The following is a 20,627-nucleotide window of genomic DNA, read 5'->3' as shown; positions in this document are numbered from 1 at the left end:
AGTCCCCGCGCTTCGGGCCGGCTGGCGCGCGGGTTCTACGCCAATACGCGGGGGTTGTGGCGAGGCTCGGGAGTTGCGGTAAGGAGCATCCGCCGGGTTGGGTTGTGGTGCGCGGGCGCGCGACCGAACCTCAGCGGGCGGGGGCGAAGGTGGCGAGCAAACGCTGCAGGGAGTCCAGGCGCACCTGGCCGGTGTCGCCAAGCTCGCCCGCTTCAACGGCCTCGATGATGGCGCAGTCCGGCGAGCCCGGCAGATGCGTGCAGCCGCGCGGGCAGCGCTCGGCGATCGTGGCCAGGTCGGTGAACGCCTTGAGGATGTTGTCGGTGTTGATATGGCCGAGGCCGAAGGACCGCACGCCGGGGGTGTCGATGACCCAGCCGCGGCCGGCATCCGTTTGAAGGCGCAGCGACACGGTCGACGACGAGGTGTGGCGGCCACGGCCGGTGACGGTGTTGACGACGCCGATGGCCCGGTTGGTGCCGGGGACGAGCGCGTTCACCAGGGTGGACTTGCCAACGCCAGAGTGCCCGACGAAAACGGTGTCGTGGCCGACCAGCGCCGCCGAGATCTCCTCGATCGGCATGCCTCCCTCGCCGCTTTGGAACACCGGCAGGTCGAGGCCGGCAAAATTCGCCAGAAAAGCTGCTGGGTCGGCCAGGTCGGTCTTGGTGATGCACAGAATGGGCTTGACGCCAGCATCGTAGGCGGCGACCAAATAGCGATCTACCAAGCGGATGCGCGGCTCCGGGTTTGCCGCAGCGACCACGATCAGCATCTGGTCGGCGTTGGCCACGATCACGCGCTCGACGGCGTCGGTGTCGTCGGCGCTGCGCCGGAGCAGGGTATCCCGCGGCACGATGCGCACGATGCGGGCCAGGCTGCCCTCGGCTCCGGTGGTGTCACCGACGATGTCGACCCGGTCGCCGTTGACGACGGCCTTCTTGCGCAGCTCACTGGCCCTGGCGGTCGTGATGCGTCGCTCGGTGGGCAGGTTCTCGTCGAGCATGACGGTGTAGCGTCCGCGATCCACAGAGAGGATGCGTCCGGTCAGGGCGTCCTGATGGCTCGGCCGGGTCTTGGAGCGCGGTTTAGAGCCCTTACGGCCGGGTCGCACGCGCACGCTCGACTCGTCGAACTCGGGTTCGTCGTCGTCGGCGGAGGCCCACCAGGTATCGCCGGGATCGCCGGCCAAATCGTCGGGACCGGCCAAATCGTCGGACCCGTCACGATCGTTATCCCAGGTGGGGTCGCCAGCGGTCGGCGCCACGGGCATCTACAGCGTCGCTTCGGTGATCATCGCGTGCCACAGCTCGGGAAACTGGGGGAGGGTCTTGGCCGTCGTGCCGATGTTCTCCACGTCGACGCCGGCCACCCTTAGGCCGATCAGCGCCCCGGCCGTGGCCATGCGGTGGTCGTCGTAGCTGAGCCACTGGCCGCCGTGCAGTGCGGCGGGCTCGATCTGCAGGCCGTCGGGCAGCTCGATGACGTTGCCGCCGAGTCGGTTGATCTCGGTCGCCAGCGCGGTGAGACGGTCGGTCTCGTGGTTGCGGATGTGCCCGATGCCGGTGATCGTGCTCGGAGTCTCGGCCAGGGCGGCGAGGGCCACGAGGGTGCAGGCGAGCTCGCCGCCGGTGGAGAGATCGAGTTCGACGCCCAGGATGCGCTCGCCGCCGGTGACAGTGAGGCGGTCGCCCACCCTGGTGACGCTGGCACCGAACAGCGGCAGTAGCTGCTCCAGGTCGGCGCCGACCTGCGTGGTCGCCTCTGGCCAGCCGGTGATCGTGACGCTGCCGCCGGCCACGAGGGCGGCGCAGAGGAACGGCGCGGCGTTGGAGAGATCGGGTTCGATATCGATCGTTCGGCCCGCGATCGGCCCGGGCTCGATGATCCATTCGCCAACGGCAGGGGTGGCAACGGCCACGCCACGCGCGCGCAGTACCTCGATGGTCATCTCGATGTGCGGCAGGCTCGGCAGCCGTTCGCCGGAGTGCGTGAGGTGCAGCCCCTGCTCGAAGCGTGCGCCGGCCAGCAGCAGTCCAGAGACGAACTGGCTCGACGCCCCGGCATCGATCGTCACGGCGCCGCCGCTGACCGCTCCGCGGCCGTGCACGGTGAAGGGCAGGGCGCGCTTGCCGTCGTCATTGATATCGCCGCCGAGGTCACTCAGCGCACCGATGATCGGCCCCATCGGGCGGCGGCGGGCGCCGGCATCACCGTCGAACGTCGTCGGGCCGAGGGCCAGGGCGGCCAGCGGCGGCAGAAAACGCATCACGGTGCCGGCCAGACCGCAGTCGATCGTGGTGGAGCCGAGCAGTTCCGCCGGCGGGGTCACGCGCAGGTCGGTGCCGAACGCTCCGGAGCCGGGAACCGCCTCAATGGTTGCCCCGAGCTGGCGCAGCGCGTCGACCATGAGGTCGCTGTCCCTGGAGTGCAGCGGCGACCGCAACAGCGACGGTTCACTGGCCAGAGCGGATGCGACCAGCTCCCGGTTGGTCAGCGATTTCGAGCCCGGGAGGGCCAGCACCGCCTGCAGCGGCGCGTCCGTGGTCGGCGCGGGCCACCAGGCATCCTCTTCGGTCGGCGAATTGTCGCCGTACGGATCGAACTCCGGCTTGGAATATCTCGAGATCAACATCGGTTATCAGAATAGTCGGTGATAACAATCTGAGGGAGATCCGTAACGGTGTCAATGCTGTTGGAACGACCCCTGGCTGTGGGTAACAGCTTAGAATTACCCGTGATGACTTCAGACACGCCCGTTTCCGCGGAAGACCTTTCCAGCAGTGACCCAGAACTCACGCCCCAGGCCCCGACCAAGGCCGAACTGCGCGAGCAGACCCGCGGACTGTTCGAAGAGCAGGCGTTGCCTTTCCTCGACCAGCTGTACGCGGCGGCCATGCGTATGACACGCAATCCCTCCGATGCGCAGGACCTCGTGCAGGAAACCTTCGTGAAGGCGTTCGCCGCATTCGCGCAGTACGAGCAGGGCACCAACCTCAAGGCGTGGCTGTACCGCATTCTCACCAACACCTTCATTAACCAGTACCGCAAGAAGCAGCGCGAGCCCTACCAGGGCACCATCGATGAGCTCGAAGACTGGCAGCTCGGCGGCGCCGAATCCACCACCGCCATGTCTGGGCGGTCAGCCGAGGCTGAAGCCATCGACCACCTGCCGGACAGTGCCGTCAAAGACGCCCTGCAGTCCATTCCCGAAGACTTCCGACTCGCCGTGTACTTCGCCGACGTCGAAGGGTTCTCCTACCAGGAGATCGCCGAAATCATGAAAACCCCCATTGGCACCGTGATGAGCCGCCTGCACCGTGGCCGGCGACTCCTCCGCGAGCTTTTGGCCGGCTACGCGGCTGAGCGCGGGCTGGGTATGGGCCAGGACCAGAAAACATCCAGGAGCGCAGACAAATGACCGATTGTGGTTGCGAGAAGGCCAAGGCCGAGCTCGAAGAATACCTGCACAACGAACTTCGCAAGAACGATGCGGCGGACATTCGGGAGCACCTCGCGAGTTGCCCAGATTGCAGCAGTGAACACCTCGTCGGGCGCACGCTGACCGACGTCATGCAGCGCGCCTGCAAGGAGACCGCGCCGGAAGACCTGCGCGACCAGGTTCTGCTGAAGCTCCGCGCGTTGCAGGCTTCGCACTAAAAACTCAGGCACCAGGGGACTGTTCGACCTGGCCCAGCAGGAAGACGGCGCCGGTCGCATCCGCTATCTGGGCGAAGGTGCCGAAGTCGGAATCCCACGGTTCCCGCAGTACCGTGCCGCCGAGTTCAGGCACCCGTTCAGCGGAAGCCCGCACGTCGGCGACGCCGAGATACACCTGCCAGTGCGACGGCACCCCGGCGGGCAGCATGGCATCGGCGTCGTACACCCCGCCGGTCATCGATTCGTCGTGGCCGAAGGTGCTGTACCGAAAATCGTTCGTGTCGCTGAGCGGAATCGGCGTCCAGCCGAAGACCTCTCCGTAAAAGGCGACCGCGCTCGCAAAATTGCGGGTGATCAGCTCGTGCCAGACCGGCGTGCCGATCTCATTGTCGGCAGCGAAGCCCCGGTGGCCACCGGCCTCCCAGATGCCGACGGCCGCTCCGGCCGGGTCGGTCAGCACCGCCAGCCGCCCCTGGTCGCCGACCGTCTGCGGCACAGCGAGCACGGCGGCACCGGCAGACTTCGCGGACTGAACCGTTTCATCGACGCTGTCGACAGCGAGAAAGGTGGTCCAGAAGTCTCGGTTTCCGTTCGACGGGTCCTGGGCGGTCAGACCGGCGATGGCGGCGTCGCCGTGAAAAAACATCGTGTACCGGCCGCTTCCGGCCCCGGTATCGACGGCCCGCCAGCCGAGCAGCGCGGCGTAGAACTCAATCGAGGCGGCCGGGTCGCGCGTTACGAGGTCGATCCAGCACGGCTCCCCGAGCGGGTTTTCAGTGCGAGCGGGCATGGTCTCTCCTCGGGTGTGCCTGCGAGCCTAGAACTGTCGGCTGGCAAGCACAATGCCAGCCGAACCGCCTGCGCGAGAACGCGGCAAGCGGATGCTGCCACCCCAACCGCAGACGGCCGCAGAGACAGCAATGGAGGGTGACGACGTCACCCTCCATTGCTACCGCATTGCTGTGATCGTTACAGCGTCAGAGCGTCGCGCTGCAGCTGGGCCTGCTCGATCGCATGGCGCTTGGCCGAACCGGCAGCCGGCGAGGCCGAAGCGGGGCGGGAGAACAGACGCATGGCGCGCGGACCGAGCTTATTGGTCTCCAGATAGAAGAACGGCCAGGCTCCCTGGTTCTCCGGTTCGTCCTGTACCCAGGCCAGTTCGGCGTTCGGGTATTGGGCGGCCACGCTCTTCAGTTCCACGGCGGGCAGTGGGTAATACTGCTCGACGCGCACGAGGGCGATCTCGGGGTTCGGGTTCTTCTCGAGTTCGTTCAGCAGGTCGTAGTAGATCTTGCCGGCCATGAACAAGACGCGCTTCACGGCGTTCTTGTCCTGGACGCGGGCATCGTCGATGACCGTCTCGAACTTGCCGCTGGTGAGTTCGGCCACGGCGCTCGTCGCGCCGCGCAGGCGCAACATCGATTTGGGCGTGAACACGATCAGCGGGCGGCGCGGGCGCATGTACGCCTGGCGGCGCAGCAGGTGGAAGTACGATGCGGGCGTTGACGGGCGCGCCACGGTCATGTTCTCCTCGGCACACAGCTGCAGGAACCGCTCGATCCGGGCCGACGAGTGGTCGGGGCCCTGACCCTCGTAACCGTGCGGCAGCAGCAGCACAACGGATGACCGCTGGCCCCACTTCTGCTCAGCCGAGGACACGAACTGGTCGATGATGGTCTGCGCGCCATTGGCGAAGTCACCGAACTGGGCTTCCCAGAGTACGAGGGCATCGGCGCGTTCCACCGAGTAGCCGTACTCGAAGCCCATGGCCGCATATTCGCTCAGTAGCGAGTCGTAGATCCAGAACCGGGCCTGGTTGTCCTTGAGGTTGGCCAGCGGGAGCCATTCCTGGCCGTTCACTCGGTCGTGCAGAACGGCGTGACGCTGCACGAACGTGCCGCGGCGGGCATCCTGTCCGGCGAAACGCACCGGGGTGCCCTCGACCAGCAACGAGCCGAGGGCGAGCAGTTCGCCGAAGCTCCAGTCGATGTTGCCGTTGCGACTCATGTCGAGACGCTTCTGCAGCAGCTGCTGCAGCTTGTTGTGCACCGTGAACCCGACCGGCTTGTTATTGAACGCGTCACCGATGAGCTGGATGACGCTTTCGGGAACACCGGTGGTTTCTGGCTCGCCGGCGGCGTCTTCCCTGGCCTGCGCTTCAGACTCAGCCTTGGCGGCAGCGGCCATCTCGGGAGTGATGATCGGGATAGATGCGGTCTGTGCGGCGTGCGTCTCCATGAAGGCGCGTTCGAGACGGTCCTGGAAGTCGCGGTGAGCGGCTTCATATTCTTCCTCGGTGATGTCGCCACGGCCGACGAGCGCCTCGGTGTAGAGCTTGCGTACGCTGCGCTTGGCCTCGACCAGGTTGTACATCAGCGGCTGGGTCATCGAGGGGTCATCGCCCTCGTTGTGGCCTCGGCGGCGGTAGCAGATGAGGTCGACGACGACATCCTTCTTGAATTCCTGGCGATAGGCGAAGGCGAGCTCGCCGGCCCGAACCACGGCCTCCGGGTCGTCCCCGTTGACGTGGAAAATGGGCGCCTGGATGGTCTTGGCGACGTCGGTCGCGTAGACGCTGGTGCGGGCATCCTGCGGCAGGGTCGTGAAACCGAGCTGGTTGTTGACGACGATGTGCACGGTTCCGCCGGTGCGGTAGCCGCGCAGCTGCGACATCTGCAGGGTTTCGAGCACAACGCCCTGGCCGGCCATCGCGGCGTCACCGTGAATGAGGATCGGCAGGGTGGAGAAAGTGCCGATCGGCTTGCGGTCCTGCTTGGCCCGCACGATGCCCTCGAGCACGCCGTCGCCGGCTTCGAGGTGCGAGGGGTTCGCGGCGAGCGACACCGGAATCTCGGCGCCGTCTTCACCACGGAAGGTTCCCGTGGTGCCGAGGTGATACTTCACGTCACCGGAGCCGTGCACCGTGCGCGGATCCTGGGTGCCCTCGAACTCGCGGAAGATCTCGCCATAGGTCTTGCCGGCGATGTTAGTGAGCACGTTCAGACGGCCGCGGTGGGCCATGCCGATCGCGACCTCGTCGAGGCCCTGCTCTGCAGCGCCCTGCAAAATGGTGTCGAGCAACGGAATAGTGCACTCTCCACCCTCGAGGCTGAACCGCTTCTGACCGACGTACTTGGTCTGCAGGAACGTCTCGAACGCTTCGGCCTCGTTGAGCTTGGCGAGAATTCGCATCTGCTCGTGGTGCGTGGGCTTGACGTAGGACTTCTCAATCTTCTCCTGCACCCATTTGCGCTGGGCCGGATCCTGAATGTGCATGTACTCGATGCCCGTGGTGCGGCAGTAGGAGTCGCGGAGCACACCGAGAATGTCGCGCAGGAGCATCTGGCGCTGGGATCCGAAACCGCCGGTCACGAAGGACCGGTCGAGGTCCCAGAAGGTGAGGCCGTGGGTGGCGATGTCGAGGTCGGGGTGACTGCGCTGCGAGTACTCGAGCGGGTCGATGTCGGCCATCAGGTGGCCGCGCACGCGGAACGAGTTGATCAGTTCCTGCACGCGGGCGGTCTTGTCGACGGCGCTGGCCAGGTCGACGCTGATGTCCGGTGCCCAGTGGATCGGGTCGTAGGGGATGCGCAGGGCCGAGAAGATCTCTTCGTAGAAGTTGTGCTGGCCGATCAACAGCTCGTGCACGATCTTGAGGAACTCGCCCGAACCGGCTCCCTGGATGACGCGGTGGTCGTAGGTGCTGGTCAGGGTGATGGTCTTGGAGATGGCCAGGCCAGTGAGGGTCTTGACGCTCGAACCCTGGAACTCGGCCGGGTAGTCGAGGGCGCCGGCACCGATAATGCAACCCTGGCCCTTCATGAGGCGGGGCACCGAGTGCACGGTGCCGATGCCGCCCGGGTTGGTCAGCGACAGCGTCGCGCCGGCGAAGTCGTCGGCGGTGAGCTTGTTCTGGCGTGCCCGGGTGACGAGGTCTTCATAGGCGGCGAGGTACTCGCCGAACGTCATCGTGTCTGCACGCTTGATGGCCGGAACCAGCAGGGCGCGGGTGCCGTCGGGCTTGGGCATGTCGATGGCCAGGCCCATGCCGACGTGGGCGGGGGCGACGACGGACGGCTTGCCGTCGACCTCGTCGTAGTAGACGTTCTGGCTGGGGAACATCTTGAGCGCGCGAATCAGCGCCCAACCGATCAGGTGGGTGAAGGAGACCTTGCCGCCACGAGCCCGCTTCATGTGATTATTCATGACGATGCGGTTGTCGATGAGCAGCTTGGCCGGTATGGTGCGCACGCTCGTGGCGGTCGGCACGGTGAGGCTGGTGACCATGTTGGTCGCGAGCGACTTCGCCATGCCGCGCAGCGGAACGACCTTGTCTTGCTTGACCGGTTCTGAGGCGTCGACGACGACGGCCTGCGGGCTGGTCACGGGGGCGTCGGCGGGAACCGGGGCCGGCTTGGGCGCACTCGAGGTGGTGCGGGCCGTCGGCTGGTTCTCGGTGACGGGGGCTGGCGCGGCAGCGGGTGCCGCTGCAACAGCTGCGGCGGCTGCCGGTGTTGCTGGGGGAGCGGATGCAGCTGGTGCGGCTGCCGGCGCTGCCGCCGGGGTATTGGCAGTCTGGTGGTAGCTCTCGAGCACCGGCCACCATGATTCATCCACCGACTGCTTGTCGATCAGGAATCGTTCGTACAATTCGTCAACGAGCCACTCGTTTGCTCCGAATTCGCCTGACGTTGTCTCGTCAGAAGCTCCACCGGTTACCTGGCTTGACACCGTGGGATCGCCCACTCTCTGCTTTGAATTTGGTTGCCCGAAGCGGAGTCAATCGCCGGGTCAATCTGCGTTTTCAGTGTCTGTCGCTGACGATGTCGACCGCCAGGTCAGTCTGCCCATCTAGCCTAATCCCATCCTGCGCGACCATTAACACCCCACAGAACGGCTAGCGTTCTTGGTATGCAGTTCTATGGAACGACGCCCAGCCACGATTTGACCTACTCCGACGTGTTCCTGGTCCCCGGTCAATCGGCCGTCACCAGCCGTTTAGACGTCTCGCTGGCCCCGAATGACGGGACAGGCGCCACGATCCCCATCGTGTCGGCGAACATGAACTCGGTCACCGGGCCGCGCCTGGCGGCCTCACTGGCGCGGCGTGGCGGGCTCGGGGTGCTGCCGCAGGACATGCACCTGCAGGACCTGGATGCCGCCATCCGCTGGGTAAAAGATCAATCGGTTCGTTTCGACACGCCGTTCGTGTTCGCGCCCGACGACACCGTCGAGCGGGCGCTGCGGCAGGTTCCGGCCGTTGCAGGGCAGGGACTCGTGATCCACTCCGGCGCTGGCGACTACCTCGGCTGCATCGCCGCCAGCCGGCTGGCCACCGCACTGCCCGACGCGCGCCTGGGCGATCTGCTGCACGGCGAACTGACCGCACTCGACGCCGATGACGTCGACGGGCCGCGTCGCGCGTTCGACCTGATGACCGAGGCCGACATCGATTTCGCTCCGGTGCTGCACCACGGCGTCGTGGTCGGAACCCTCAGCCGCAAGAGCGCCCTGCGGTCCACGCTTTACCAGAGCACCCTCGACGCCCACGGACGACTCAAGGTGGCCGCGGCGATCGGGATCAACGGTGACGTTGCGGCGAAGGCTCGCGCGCTCGCGGCGGCCGGCGTCGATATCCTGGTGATCGACACCGCCCACGGTCACCAGGACGGCATGCTGCGCGCGCTCGGCATCGTCGCCGACCTGAACCTCGGGCTGCCGATCGTGGCCGGCAACGTCGTGACCAAGGACGCCGTGCGCGACCTGGTCGGTGCCGGCGCCACGATCGTCAAGGTCGGAGTCGGTCCAGGGGCAATGTGCACCACCCGCATGATGACCGCCGTCGGTCGGCCCCAGTTCTCGGCCGTGCTCGAAACGGCCACGGCAGCCCGCGAACTCGGCGCTCACGTCTGGGCCGACGGTGGGGTGCGCTACCCGCGGGACGTGGCGCTGGCACTGGCCGCTGGCGCGGCATCCGTCATGATCGGTTCTTGGTTCGCCGGCACGACCGAAGCCCCAGGCACGCTCAACACGGATGCCCGTGGCGCGCTCTACAAGGAAAGCTGGGGAATGGCCTCGACTAAGGCCGTGCAAGCGCGGTTCGAACGCCTCGACGCCTACGACCTCGCCCGAAAGACCCTGTTCGCCGAGGGAATCTCGAGCTCGAAGATCTACCTCGATCCGCTGCGGCCGTCGATCGAGGATCTGCTCGACATGATCACCTCGGGCGTTCGCTCCTCGTTCACCTATGCCGGGGCCACCACCGTGGCCGAATTTCACGAGAAGGCTCTCGTGGGCATTCAGTCGGCAGCCGGCTACGAGGAGGGCAAGGCGCTGCCCGTGTCCTGGTAGGTGCGGTCTCGCGCTGTGAGGCAGGCGCTGGCAGGCCGGGTGGGTTGCAGCATTCGGGGTTACCGGGCGCAGGTCAGACGCGCCCGGTATACTCGGACGAATAATGGATGACCCTCCCACCGCTGAACCCTCTTCCCACAAACCCTCGCCCGTAGCCGCTGTCGGTGTCGCCCATGTCTGAGCTGATCATGCTCGGCTTCGGCCTCATCCTCACCGTCGGAACGGGCCTTTTCGTCGCCAGTGAGTTCGCCCTGGTGAATCTCGACCGCGCCGACCTCGAAGCCAGGCGCGACCGCGGCCAAACCCGCCTTGCCCTCACCATCTCGGCGCTGAAAATCACCTCGACGCACCTCTCGAGCGCGCAGTTGGGTATCACGCTCACGACCCTACTCACCGGGTACACGATCGAACCGGCCCTGTCATCGCTGCTACGGGGCCCGCTGACCGCGACCGGACTTCCCGTCGACGTCGTACCGGTGTTCGGCACCACGATCGCCATTGTCACGGCGACCCTGGTGTCGATGGTCATCGGCGAGCTGGTTCCGAAGAACTTCGCGCTCGCCCTGCCCATTCAGACCGCTCGCTTGGTCATTCCGTTCCAGACCGTGTTCACGACCGTGTTCAAACCGGCCGTGCTGGTGCTGAACAACAGCGCCAACGGTCTACTGCGCGCCATCGGCATCGAGCCCAAAGAAGAACTCTCCGGTGCGCGCACCGCCGAGGAACTCTCCTCGCTGGTACGCCGTTCGGCCAGCGCCGGGCTGCTCGAGAAAGACACCGCGACCCTGCTGCACCGCACCCTGCGCTTCTCCGGACACGATGCCTCCGACGTTATGTCGCCGCGTCCGCGGGTGGCGAGCATCCATCGCACCGATTCGGCGCAGGCCGTCATTGACCTCGCCCGCTCCACCGGTTACTCCCGGTTTCCGGTCGTCGACGAAAGCGTCGACGACGTCGTGGGCATTGTGCACGTCAAGCAGGCGGTGGCTGTGCCGCGCACGCGTCGAGCGGATGTTCCGGTGTCCGCCCTGCAGACCGACCCGGTTCGCGTGCCAGAGACGATGAAACTCGACGACCTGCTTGGTGAGCTGCGTGGCCGCGGCTACCAGATGGCGATCGTCGTTGACGAGTACGGCGGAACGGCCGGCGTCGTCACCCTCGAAGACCTGGTCGAGGAACTGGTCGGCGAGGTCGCCGACGAGCACGACCGGGCCCGTGCCGGCGTGGTGCGCTCGCCCGACTCCCTGACCTTTCCCGGCATGCTCCGGCCAGACGAACTGCTCGAACGCACCAGCGTTGTCGTGCCGGAGCAAGGCCCCTATGAGACCGTGGCCGGTTTTGTCATGAGCGTGCTGGGCCGACTGCCGGTGGTCGGTGACCGGGTACCGGTCAACGGCGGCTTCCTCACCGTTGAGCGGCTGGAGGGGCGCCGCATCGACCGGCTGCGCTTCACCCCGGAGGTCGTGCACGAACCCGTATCGACTGTTGAAACCAAGTCCGATCGAAAGAAGGTGAACGACAAATGAGCGATTGGGCCGGACTTGCCTGGTTGGTCGTGCTTCTCGCCGCCAACGCCTTCTTTGTCGGGGCGGAATTCGCCGTGATCTCGGCGCGTCGTTCGCAGATCGAGCCGCTCGCCGAGGCCGGCAAGCGCAGCGCCAAGACGGCGCTGTGGGCGATGGAACACGCCACGCTCATGCTCGCGACCTCCCAGCTGGGCATCACGGTGTGCTCGCTGCTCATTTTGAACGTGTCAGAGCCGGCGATCCACCACCTGCTCCAGGTGCCGCTCGGCCTGACCGGTCTGCCCGACGCCTACATCGGCACCATCGCGTTCATCGTCGCGCTGCTCGTGGTCTCCTACCTGCACGTCGTGTTCGGTGAGATGGTACCGAAGAACCTGTCGTTCTCGGTGCCGGACCGCGCCGTGCTGCTGCTCGCGCCGCCGCTCGTGTTCGTGGCCCGTGTGTTCAAGCCGCTGATCCTCACCCTTAACGCCTGCGCCAACGGTGTGTTGCGCCTGTTCGGAGTGCAACCGAAGAACGAGGCGACGAGCGCGTACACCCTCGACGAGGTCGCCACGATCGTCACCCAGTCCACCCGGGAGGGTGTGCTGAGCGACGGAACCGGCGCGCTCAATGCCGCGTTCGAATTCACCAATCTCAAGGTGCGCGATGTGGCGGTCGGCCTCGGCAAGCTGGTCAGCTTGCCGGAATCGGCTACGCCGGCCGACGTCGAGAAGGCCGTGACGCGCCACGGATTCTCCCGCTACGTGCTCGCCGATGCTGAGGGCTACCTCACCGGCTACGTGCACTTGAAGGACGTGCTCGACCTCGATGTGGCCTCGGCCTCGGTCGGCGGCGCAACGCTGGGCGTGCCGGACAGTTACGCGGGAAGGATCCCGGCCAAGCGCATCCGGGCCCTGATCTCGATCTTTGAAGACACCGACCTCGAAGACGCCCTCGCCACCATGCGGCGCTCTGGCGCTCACCTCGCGCGGTCGTTCACCGCTGAGGGCGAGACTACCGGGGTGCTCTTTCTCGAGGACATCATCGAAGAGCTCGTCGGCGAAGTGCAGGACGCCACGCGTAGAGACTAGCCCCGCCACTGCTACGGGACGGGGCCCGGGCCCCGTCCCCGGGCCCAGTTTATAACCTGGGCCCACGGACGGGGCCTGGGCCCCGTCCGGCGGCACGCACACGGGCCGGCGACAAACGGATGCCGCCCCCGCCTCGCCAAGACGTCGGCGCGGGCGTAAAATGCTCCCTGAAAAATGCACATTCACCCATGAAAGTGCAGAAAGGGAATGCTCATGTTAAGTCAATTGGAAACCTACTCCGTGCTTCCTGCGCGTGATTTGGCGCGCGCCCGGCGCTTCTACAAGGACGTGCTCGGCATGGAACCGGTTGAGGAACGCATGGAGGGGCTGCTCTACCGCACCCCGAAGGGCGCCGCCATCATGATCTACGAAACCGACAATGCCGGAAGCGCGGCGAACACGGCGATCGGCTTCGACACCGACGATATCGAGGCGGAAGTCGCCGTGCTGCGCGGACTGGGCGTCACGTTCGAGGAATACGATTTTCCGGGATTGAAGACCGAGAACGGCATCGCCACCACCAACGAGGATCGTGCGGCCTGGTTCAAGGACACCGAGGGAAACATCCTCTGCGTGTCGCAGACCAACCAGGTGGAGGGCCTTCCACGGCGCGAGCGGGAAGGGTCGCAGTCCGCGAACTGATGCCCGCCGAGGCGGCTGCCGACACGTCGAGGCGGGTGGAGGCATCCGCCTGCGCGGATCTGAGAAACGACCTATCGTGGAGGCATGGTGAAACCGCGCGGCTGGCTCGAATGGGAGGCCGAACAGGCCCGCGACTGGATCTACCGGCCCCAGGCCGGCGACGACAAGTATTCGCGCGGCGTGCTGGGCGTGCGCACCGGTTCCAAGGACTACCCGGGCGCCGCGGTGCTCGGCGTCGACGCGGCCGTGCGCACCGGCCTGGGTATGGTGCGCTACCTCGGCCCGCGCCGCGCCGCCACCCTGGTACTGCAGCGCCGCCCGGAGATCGTGACCGTGCCCGGGCGGGTGCAGGCCTGGCTGCTCGGCTCCGGCATCAATGGCAGCACGCGAACGGATGCCGTCACCACCGCCCTGACGGCGGCCCTCGCCGAGGGCCTGCCGACGGTTCTCGACGCTGGCGCGCTCGATCTGGTCTCCCGGGCGATCGGCCCGACCGTGATCACCCCGCATGCCGGCGAGCTGGCCGCCATGCTCGCGGATGAGGCCAAGCCTGGTTCGGCGTCGCAGATCGCCGCCAATCCGGGGGAGTGGGCCATTCGCGCCGCTCGCCTGTTCGACGTGACAGTGTTGCTCAAGGGCACCGTCACCCATATTGCGTCGCCGTCTGGTGCCCGCCTGACCGTGTCGACCGGGCCGGCCTGGCTGGCCACGGCCGGATCTGGCGACGTTCTCGGCGGCATTCTCGGCGCGCTCCTGGCCACGCACTCCGACCAGCTCGAAACGGATGCCGCCTCCCTCGCCCCGCTCGCCGCCACCGCAGCCCTGCTGCACGCCGAAGCTGCGATTCTCGCTTCAGCCGGCGGTCCGATCGCGGCTCTCGACATAGCGGATGCCGTGCCGCGGGTGGTCGCCGCTCTGCTCGCCCACGGCATTGATCAGGGGCCCCGCCCGATCCGCTAGAACGAAACACGACGCGGCCGGCTGTGCAAAGGTAAAAGCGTGCAAATTCCCGATGAGAGCAGGGCCGTGACCCGGTCTGCGCAGCCGGTGCTGCGGCATCCGCTCGCCGCGCTGTGGTCGGCTTTCGCGCTTGTGCACCTGCTGCTGATCCTGCTGGCCCTGTTCAGTCCCGGGTATCCGCTCGGCGACGTCGAGATCGTCTACCGCCGCTGGGCCGCGAACGCGGCCGCGGGCAGCATCGTGGGAATCACCGACAATTTCGTCTACCCGATTCTCGCCCTCGTGCCGATTCTGGGTGCGTTCGCCTTCGGTGGGCCGGCCTACCTCGCAACCTGGCTCGCGCTCGTGAGCGGGCTGAACGCCGGGGCGTTCTGGGTACTCGTGCGCTCGCACCGGACCGTGGCCTGGTGGTGGCTGGCCTTCCTGGCGATGCTCGGCCCCATCGCGCTTTTGCGAATCGACGCGGTCACGGTGCCGCTGTGCATCGTCGCCCTGCTCTGGCTGCGTCGCCGCCCATTCTGGGGCACGGCACTGCTTACGATCGCGACCTGGATCAAGATCTGGCCGGTCGCCGTGCTCGCAGCCCTGTTCGTGGCGTCGAAACGACGGTGGCGGATGCTCATGCTCGCCGCCGCGGTCACCGCAACGGTTATCGGGGTTGCCGGGGCGTTCAGCCTGAGCCGGGGCAGCGGCATTCACGTGCTGAGTTTCGTGGCAGAACAGGCGGGCCGGGGGATCCAGATTGAATCGCCCGTTGCCGTGCCCTGGCTCTGGCAGACCGCACTGGGCGTGCCGGGCAGTTTCATCTACTACGACCACGAGATTCTCACGTTTCAGGTCGACGGCGCTGGCACTACCGCAATGAGCGCCCTGATGACCCCGCTGTTGGCCCTGGCCGCCCTCGCAGTGCTGCTGCTCGGCCTACGCGCCCAACGCCGGGGAGCGAGCACTTTTGCGGTACTTCCGCCGCTGACGCTCGCGTTGACGGTAACCCTGATCGCGTTCAACAAAGTGGGTTCGCCGCAATTCATCAGCTGGCTGGCCGCACCGATCATTCTCGGGCTCGTTCTGAACGGCCGCGACTGGCGCACCCCGGCGCTGCTCGGCCTCGCGCTCGCCGCACTCACCCAACTGGTCTACCCGTACCTGTATGACTGGGTGCTGGCGGCCCATCCGCTCATGGTGCTCGTGCTGACCGTGCGCAACCTGCTCGAATTCGTGCTGCTCGGCTGGGCGCTGCGGGCACTGTACCGACCGACGTCAGGAGCGTTCTTGTGAGTGCCAGACTGCGCCCGACGCCAGCCTCCGGTGCCGGCTCCGAGCCAACGGCCGCACTCGAGGTGTGGCACACCCTCCCCGCCACGGTCGTCGCCACCCGGCTGGACGTCGATCCCGCCACAGGTCTGACCAACGCGTCGGTCGAGGACCGGCAGCAGGAATATGGGCCGAATCTCCTCGCGGAGCCGAAAAGGGTACCGGCCTGGCGCAAGGTCATCCGCTTGCTGGCGGAGAAGATGACACTGGTGCTGGTGATCGCCGCTGTGGTCAGCGCCGTCGTCTCACGGGAATGGGAGACGCCCGTTGTCATCCTGGCCGTGATCATCCTCAACACTGCCCTGAACTACCTGCAGGAACGACGGGCCGAAAATAGCCTCCAGGCGCTGCGAACCATGTCGGCGGGCACGGCTGTGGTTCGCCGGAACGGCATCGAGCAGGAGGTCGCCCGGAGCGCGCTGGTGCCAGGCGACATCGTTCTGCTCGATGCCGGGGATTCCATTCCGGCCGACGGTCGCATCGTGGAGCAATCGCGATTACAGGTGGCCGAGGCCACGCTGACCGGAGAATCCGAACCCGTTGCCAAGTCGACGAAGTCACTCGCGGCCGGAAACCTGCCGCTCGGCGATCGCGACAATATGCTCTTCATGAATACCGAAGTAACCCGTGGCCGGGCGACCATGATCGTCACCGCAACTGGTGTGCGCACGGAGGTCGGCGCCATTGCGGCGTTGATCAGCGAGGTGAGAAGCGAACGCACCCCGCTTCAACGACGGATCGACCAGCTGGCCCGGATGCTGACCCTGGTGGCCCTGAGCGTGGTCGCGGTCGTCTTCGTGCTGGGACTGCTGCGCGGGCAGTCGTGGTCCGACCTGCTGATCACCTCGGTGTCGCTGGCCGTGGCGACCATCCCAGAGGGGCTCACGGCGGTAGTCGCCTTCACCCTGGCGATGGGTGCCGCGCGGCTGGCCGGCCGCGGGGCCATTCTCAAGCAGCTCTCGGCCGTGGAAACCCTCGGAAGTGTCACCCACATCGCCACGGACAAGACCGGCACGCTGACCATGAACGAGATGACGGCACACCGCCTGCACACTCATGGACACGATTTTCAGGTCACCGGAACGGGCTATTCGACGTTCGGAGAAATTCTGATCCCGGAGGCCTTCCCGGTACCGGACCTGACCGAGGCGCTATTGACGATGGCGCTGTGCAACGATGCCGTTGTCGATGATGGTCGTCTCGTGGGAGATCCGACGGAAGGCGCGCTGGCTGTGCTGGCCGAGAAGGGCGGTCTCGATGTTGGCGGAGCCCGGCGAGATCACCCGCGCCTGGCAGAGGTCCCGTTCGACTCGGAGTACAAATACATGGCCACCTTCCACCGGCTGGCGGCGAATTCGAACCCGTCCGCCCCGACGCCGGTCTACCGCTGTCTGGCGAAGGGGGCACCGGTCGCGCTGATGCAGCTGGCCGACTCGGTACTCACCGCTGACGGTATCCAGCCGCTGACAGAGGAACATCGCCGGCGTATCCACGATGCCATCCAGGATCTGGCCGGAGAGGGCCTGCGCACGCTCATGATCGCTGGGCGGCAACTGCACACGGTCCTCCCGGACGACGAGAAATCGTTGCAGGCGCTCGTCACCGGTTTGACGATCTATGCGATCGTGGGAATCGTCGATCCCGCCCGTGCCGAGGCTGCCGAGGCCATCGCTGAGGCGCGCGGAGCCGGTATCACAGTGCACATGATCACGGGGGACCACCTGGTCACCGCTTCGGCCATTGCGAAAGATTTAGGTATCCTCGGCGACGCCGCGTCCGGCCTCGACCTCGACGAACTGGACGACGGCGAGCTCGGCCGACGTGCTGCCGAGTACGGAGTGCTTGCCCGGGTCACTCCCGCGCACAAGATCCGAATGGTCAAGGCTCTGCAAAGGGAGGGCAATATCGTGGCGATGACCGGGGACGGTGTCAATGATGCCCCAGCCCTGAAGCAGGCTGACATCGGGATCGCCATGGGCATCACCGGAACGGATGTGTCCAAGGGCGCAGCGAACATGATCCTCACCGACGACAACTTCGCCACCATCGTGGCCGCGGTGAGGGAAGGCCGCGGCATCTATGCCAACATCCTGAAGTTCGTGAGATTCCAGCTCACCACGGCTTGGGGGTTCGTGCTCATCTTCCTGGTCGCGGGCGTCACTGGGCTGGCTGGCGGTGCGCCGTTCACCGCCCTGCAGATCCTCTGGGTCAACATCATCATGGACGGCCCGCCCGCCCTCGCCCTCGGCGTGGATCCGGCCGAGCCCGGCACGATGAAGCAGCAGCCCCGCCCGGCGAATGAACGGCTACTGACCCGGGCCCGGCTCGTCCGGATCCTCGGGCTCGGTCTCGTCATGGCAGCCGGCACCCTCTTCGTGCTGACCCTGGCTCCGGTCGTGTTCCCGGACAGCGCCACCGATGCGGCCTTCCCCACTACCCTGGCGTTCACCACGTTCGTGTTCTACCAGGTGTTCAATCTGCTCAACGTGCGCTCCGACACCCACTCGGTCTTCTCCGCCCAGACCTTGACGAACCGGAGCATCTGGGTCGCACTGGTCGCTGTCATCGTGCTACAGGTCGCCGTGGTGCAGCTCGAGGTGCTGCAGGGCCTCTTCCACACCACGGGGCTCACCGCACCCCAGTGGGGTGTGGCCGTTTTAATCGGATCGTCTGCCCTCTGGGTCGAAGAAGCCGGTAAAGCCATCGTTCGGGCGGTCGACCGCCGCCGGGTCGGTTCAGCCAAGAAGAAATAGTCATCTTTTCCAGTCAGATCATCACACCGAAGGAGTCACCAATGCTCGTAGCATTCTCTGTCGCACCATCCGTCGCCGCCGACTCGCAGGGATCCGTGCACGACGCGGTCGCCGCCGCGGTGCGGGTTGTTCGCGAATCCGGCCTGCCCAACCACACCGACTCGATGTTCACCACCATCGAGGGCGACTGGGACGAAGTCTTCACCGTGATCAAGGCCGCAACCGAAGCGGTGGGCGCCTTCGGGCCGCGCGTGTCCCTGGTACTGAAGGCGGACATCCGCCCCGGCCACACCGGGGAACTCACCGGCAAGCTCGAGCGCCTCGAGGCCGCCCTCGTCGAGTAGCTCTCACGTGCGGGCAGGCTCGGGCTTAGGCTTGATACATGCCCCTCACTCCTGACGGGTCGACGCAGCTGTCGTCGACCCGTATTCGTCTTGCCCTGCTCGCCCTTGCCCTGGGCGGATTCGGCATCGGCGCGACCGAATTCGTCGCCATGGGTCTGCTGCCGAGCCTCGCCGCCGACCTGCTGCCGGGACTCTATGCGAGCGCACCGGATGCCGCCAACGCGCAGGCCGGCTGGCTCATCTCGGCCTATGCCCTCGGAGTCGTCGTCGGCGCGCCGACGATCGCCGCAGCGGCCGCCCGCTGGCCGCGCAAGCAGTTGCTGCTCGCGCTGCTGACCGCGTTCACCCTCGGCACCATCGCCTCGGCCCTGCTGCCGACCTTTGAGACCGTGCTCGCCGCCCGGTTTGTCGCCGGGCTGCCGCACGGCGCCTACTTCGGCATCGCCTCGCTCGTTGCCGCCCACCTGATGGGCCCGGGCAAGCGGGCCCGTGGCATCGCGATCGTGCTCAGCGGCCTGACCATCTCCAACGTCATCGGGGTGCCGACGATCACCTGGATCGGCCAGATGAGCGGATGGCGCGTTGCTTACCTCGTCGTCGCCGCTATTTTCGCGCTCACCTTCGTGGCCGTCGCCGTGTTCGTGCCGTTCCAGTCCGGCAACCCGAAAGCGACCATGCGGGCAGAACTACGGGCGTTCGGCAAACTTCAGGTCTGGATCACCCTGTCGATCGGTGCGATCGGCTTCGGCGGTTTGTTCGCCGTGTACACCTACGTCGCCCCGCTCGTGATCGAAATCACCGGGCTCGCCGCCGCCTCGGTGCCGCTCATTCTGGTGGTGGTCGGCCTCGGCATGACGGTCGGCAACTTCGCCGGGGGAGCGCTGGCCGACTGGAGCGTGCGCCGCACCATGTACGTCTCGTTTGGCGTGCTCATTATCGCGCTCGTCACACTCGGCTTGTCGGCGCAGTTCTTGGCAGGGCTGCTGGTGGGGATGTTCCTGGTGGGGGCTGCGGCATCCGCTTTGTCGCCGACCATTCAGGCCCGGCTGATGGATGTGGCGCACGAAAGCCAGTCGCTCGCGGCGGCGCTCAATCACTCGTCACTCAACGTGGGCAATGCGCTGGGCGCAGCCCTCGGTGGTGTGGCTATCGCCGCGGGGCTCGGCTATCTGGCCCCGGTCTGGATTGGCGTGGCGCTCAGCGCGCTCGGCGTGCTGCTGACCCTGCTCACCTTCAGCATCGACCGCCGGCGTCGCCGGCGCGGCCACCACGTGCCATACGGCACGCAACTGATCCCGGTCGTGCGCCAGCGTTAATGCAACGAACGATCAGTCGGTCTGCAGCAGGATGCCGTCATGGATGGCGCGCTTGCGCAGCGCGACCTTGGTTCCCACGTCGTACCCGGCCAGGCGGTACTTCTCGCGAATGCGCTTGAGGTAGCTTTTGGCGGTCTCCTCGGAGATGCCGAGCTGATAGGCGACGGCCTTCACCGGCTCACCGGCGCCATAGAGCGCCATGACCCGGCGTTCCTGCGCGCTGAGCCGCGGGCCTTCGACGTTCTCGGTGGAGTTGAGCGCATAGTCGAGCTCCGCCGAGATGTACGACTTGCCGTTGTAGGCGGCTCGAATGGCGTCGACGATCATGCTCGCTTCCTCGCTCTTCACGAGGTAGCCGAGCGCGCCCGCCGCGAGGGCTTCTCGCACGAGGGCCGGTTCGGAATAGGTGCTCATGAGCACCGTCTTCACGCCGGTCGTCTTGAGCGTGGAGATCTTCAGGGACACCGGAATGTTGTCTTTGAGATCGAGGTCGAGCAGCACGACATCCACCGGAAACTCTGGGTGCGTCAGCAGCTCGGGCCAGGTGGTCACCGCGGCCACCATCTCGATGTCATCAGCGGCGCTGCGGATCCACTCGGTGAGGGCCCCCAAGAGCATCCTGTGGTCATCAACCAGGGCTAACCGGATGGGACGGTCTGTTGTCGTCATTTTCTGCCTCCTCCTACTA

Annotated in this window: 16 protein-coding genes; 11 read left to right on the top strand and 5 right to left on the bottom strand. The window is 66.3% G+C overall.

Annotated elements, in window-relative coordinates; translation table 11 throughout:
- Window positions 1-130: 130 nt before the first annotated feature.
- Complete coding sequence (gene rsgA / locus CJ028_RS13970; RefSeq protein ID WP_240607292.1) at window positions 131-1,192, bottom strand: ribosome small subunit-dependent GTPase A; 1,062 nt, start codon at window positions 1,190-1,192, stop codon at window positions 131-133.
- Between the two features lie 81 nt (window positions 1,193-1,273).
- On the bottom strand, window positions 1,274-2,635 hold the full coding sequence (aroA, locus tag CJ028_RS13965) for a 3-phosphoshikimate 1-carboxyvinyltransferase (RefSeq protein ID WP_105035828.1): 1,362 nt from the start codon (window positions 2,633-2,635) through the stop codon (window positions 1,274-1,276).
- Window positions 2,636-2,740: 105 nt separating this feature from the next.
- Here aroA and CJ028_RS13960 point away from each other — a divergent pair, with 105 nt between their 5' ends.
- A complete protein-coding gene (locus tag CJ028_RS13960; RefSeq protein ID WP_105035827.1) occupies window positions 2,741-3,421 on the top strand; it encodes a sigma-70 family RNA polymerase sigma factor in 681 nt (226 codons plus the stop codon).
- The gene (locus CJ028_RS13955; RefSeq protein WP_105035826.1) at window positions 3,418-3,660 is read left to right on the top strand and encodes a zf-HC2 domain-containing protein; all 243 of its coding nucleotides are present in this window, start codon (window positions 3,418-3,420) and stop codon (window positions 3,658-3,660) included. Before CJ028_RS13960 ends, CJ028_RS13955 begins: the two co-directional genes overlap by 4 nt.
- 4 nt (window positions 3,661-3,664) lie before the next feature.
- On the opposite strand, the gene CJ028_RS13950 is transcribed toward CJ028_RS13955, so the two are convergent.
- A complete protein-coding gene (locus tag CJ028_RS13950) occupies window positions 3,665-4,450 on the bottom strand; it encodes a VOC family protein (protein WP_105035825.1) in 786 nt (261 codons plus the stop codon).
- A gap of 179 nt (window positions 4,451-4,629) precedes the next feature.
- On the bottom strand, window positions 4,630-8,391 hold the full coding sequence (locus CJ028_RS13945) for a multifunctional oxoglutarate decarboxylase/oxoglutarate dehydrogenase thiamine pyrophosphate-binding subunit/dihydrolipoyllysine-residue succinyltransferase subunit (protein WP_105035864.1): 3,762 nt from the start codon (window positions 8,389-8,391) through the stop codon (window positions 4,630-4,632).
- A gap of 180 nt (window positions 8,392-8,571) precedes the next feature.
- Between CJ028_RS13945 and guaB1 the strand changes: the two genes are divergently transcribed.
- The 9 genes from guaB1 to CJ028_RS13900 all read left to right on the top strand — a co-directional run bounded on the left by guaB1 (window position 8,572) and on the right by CJ028_RS13900 (window position 19,939).
- Window positions 8,572-10,011 (top strand): GMP reductase, encoded by a 1,440-nt coding sequence (gene guaB1, locus CJ028_RS13940; protein WP_105035824.1) that lies wholly within the window; start codon window positions 8,572-8,574, stop codon window positions 10,009-10,011.
- A gap of 173 nt (window positions 10,012-10,184) precedes the next feature.
- Window positions 10,185-11,537, top strand: coding sequence for a hemolysin family protein (locus CJ028_RS13935; protein WP_105035823.1), 1,353 nt, complete (start codon window positions 10,185-10,187; stop codon window positions 11,535-11,537).
- Entirely contained in the window at window positions 11,534-12,610 is a 1,077-nt protein-coding gene (locus CJ028_RS13930) for a hemolysin family protein (RefSeq protein WP_105035822.1), read from the top strand. Before CJ028_RS13935 ends, CJ028_RS13930 begins: the two co-directional genes overlap by 4 nt.
- A gap of 213 nt (window positions 12,611-12,823) precedes the next feature.
- Window positions 12,824-13,252, top strand: a complete 429-nt coding sequence (locus CJ028_RS13925; RefSeq protein WP_105035863.1) for a VOC family protein — start codon at window positions 12,824-12,826, stop codon at window positions 13,250-13,252.
- 84 nt (window positions 13,253-13,336) lie between these two features.
- Window positions 13,337-14,212, top strand: coding sequence for an ADP-dependent NAD(P)H-hydrate dehydratase (locus tag CJ028_RS13920; protein ID WP_105035821.1), 876 nt, complete (start codon window positions 13,337-13,339; stop codon window positions 14,210-14,212).
- A gap of 39 nt (window positions 14,213-14,251) precedes the next feature.
- Window positions 14,252-15,490, top strand: coding sequence for a glycosyltransferase family 87 protein (locus CJ028_RS13915; RefSeq protein ID WP_240607279.1), 1,239 nt, complete (start codon window positions 14,252-14,254; stop codon window positions 15,488-15,490).
- Window positions 15,487-18,279 (top strand): cation-translocating P-type ATPase, encoded by a 2,793-nt coding sequence (locus tag CJ028_RS13910; protein WP_240607278.1) that lies wholly within the window; start codon window positions 15,487-15,489, stop codon window positions 18,277-18,279. Before CJ028_RS13915 ends, CJ028_RS13910 begins: the two co-directional genes overlap by 4 nt.
- A gap of 41 nt (window positions 18,280-18,320) precedes the next feature.
- On the top strand, window positions 18,321-18,623 hold the full coding sequence (locus CJ028_RS13905; protein ID WP_105035820.1) for a thiamine-binding protein: 303 nt from the start codon (window positions 18,321-18,323) through the stop codon (window positions 18,621-18,623).
- Between the two features lie 38 nt (window positions 18,624-18,661).
- Entirely contained in the window at window positions 18,662-19,939 is a 1,278-nt protein-coding gene (locus tag CJ028_RS13900) for an MFS transporter (protein ID WP_105035819.1), read from the top strand.
- A 12-nt stretch (window positions 19,940-19,951) separates the two neighbouring features.
- Here the strand turns inward: CJ028_RS13900 and CJ028_RS13895 are convergent, their stop codons facing one another.
- Entirely contained in the window at window positions 19,952-20,608 is a 657-nt protein-coding gene (locus CJ028_RS13895; protein ID WP_092111590.1) for a response regulator transcription factor, read from the bottom strand.
- Window positions 20,609-20,627: the final 19 nt, after the last annotated feature.

The organism is Cryobacterium aureum, from assembly GCF_002954245.1.
Lineage (GTDB): Bacteria > Actinomycetota > Actinomycetes > Actinomycetales > Microbacteriaceae > Cryobacterium > Cryobacterium aureum.
This window is presented reverse-complemented; position numbering and strand designations above follow the sequence as displayed.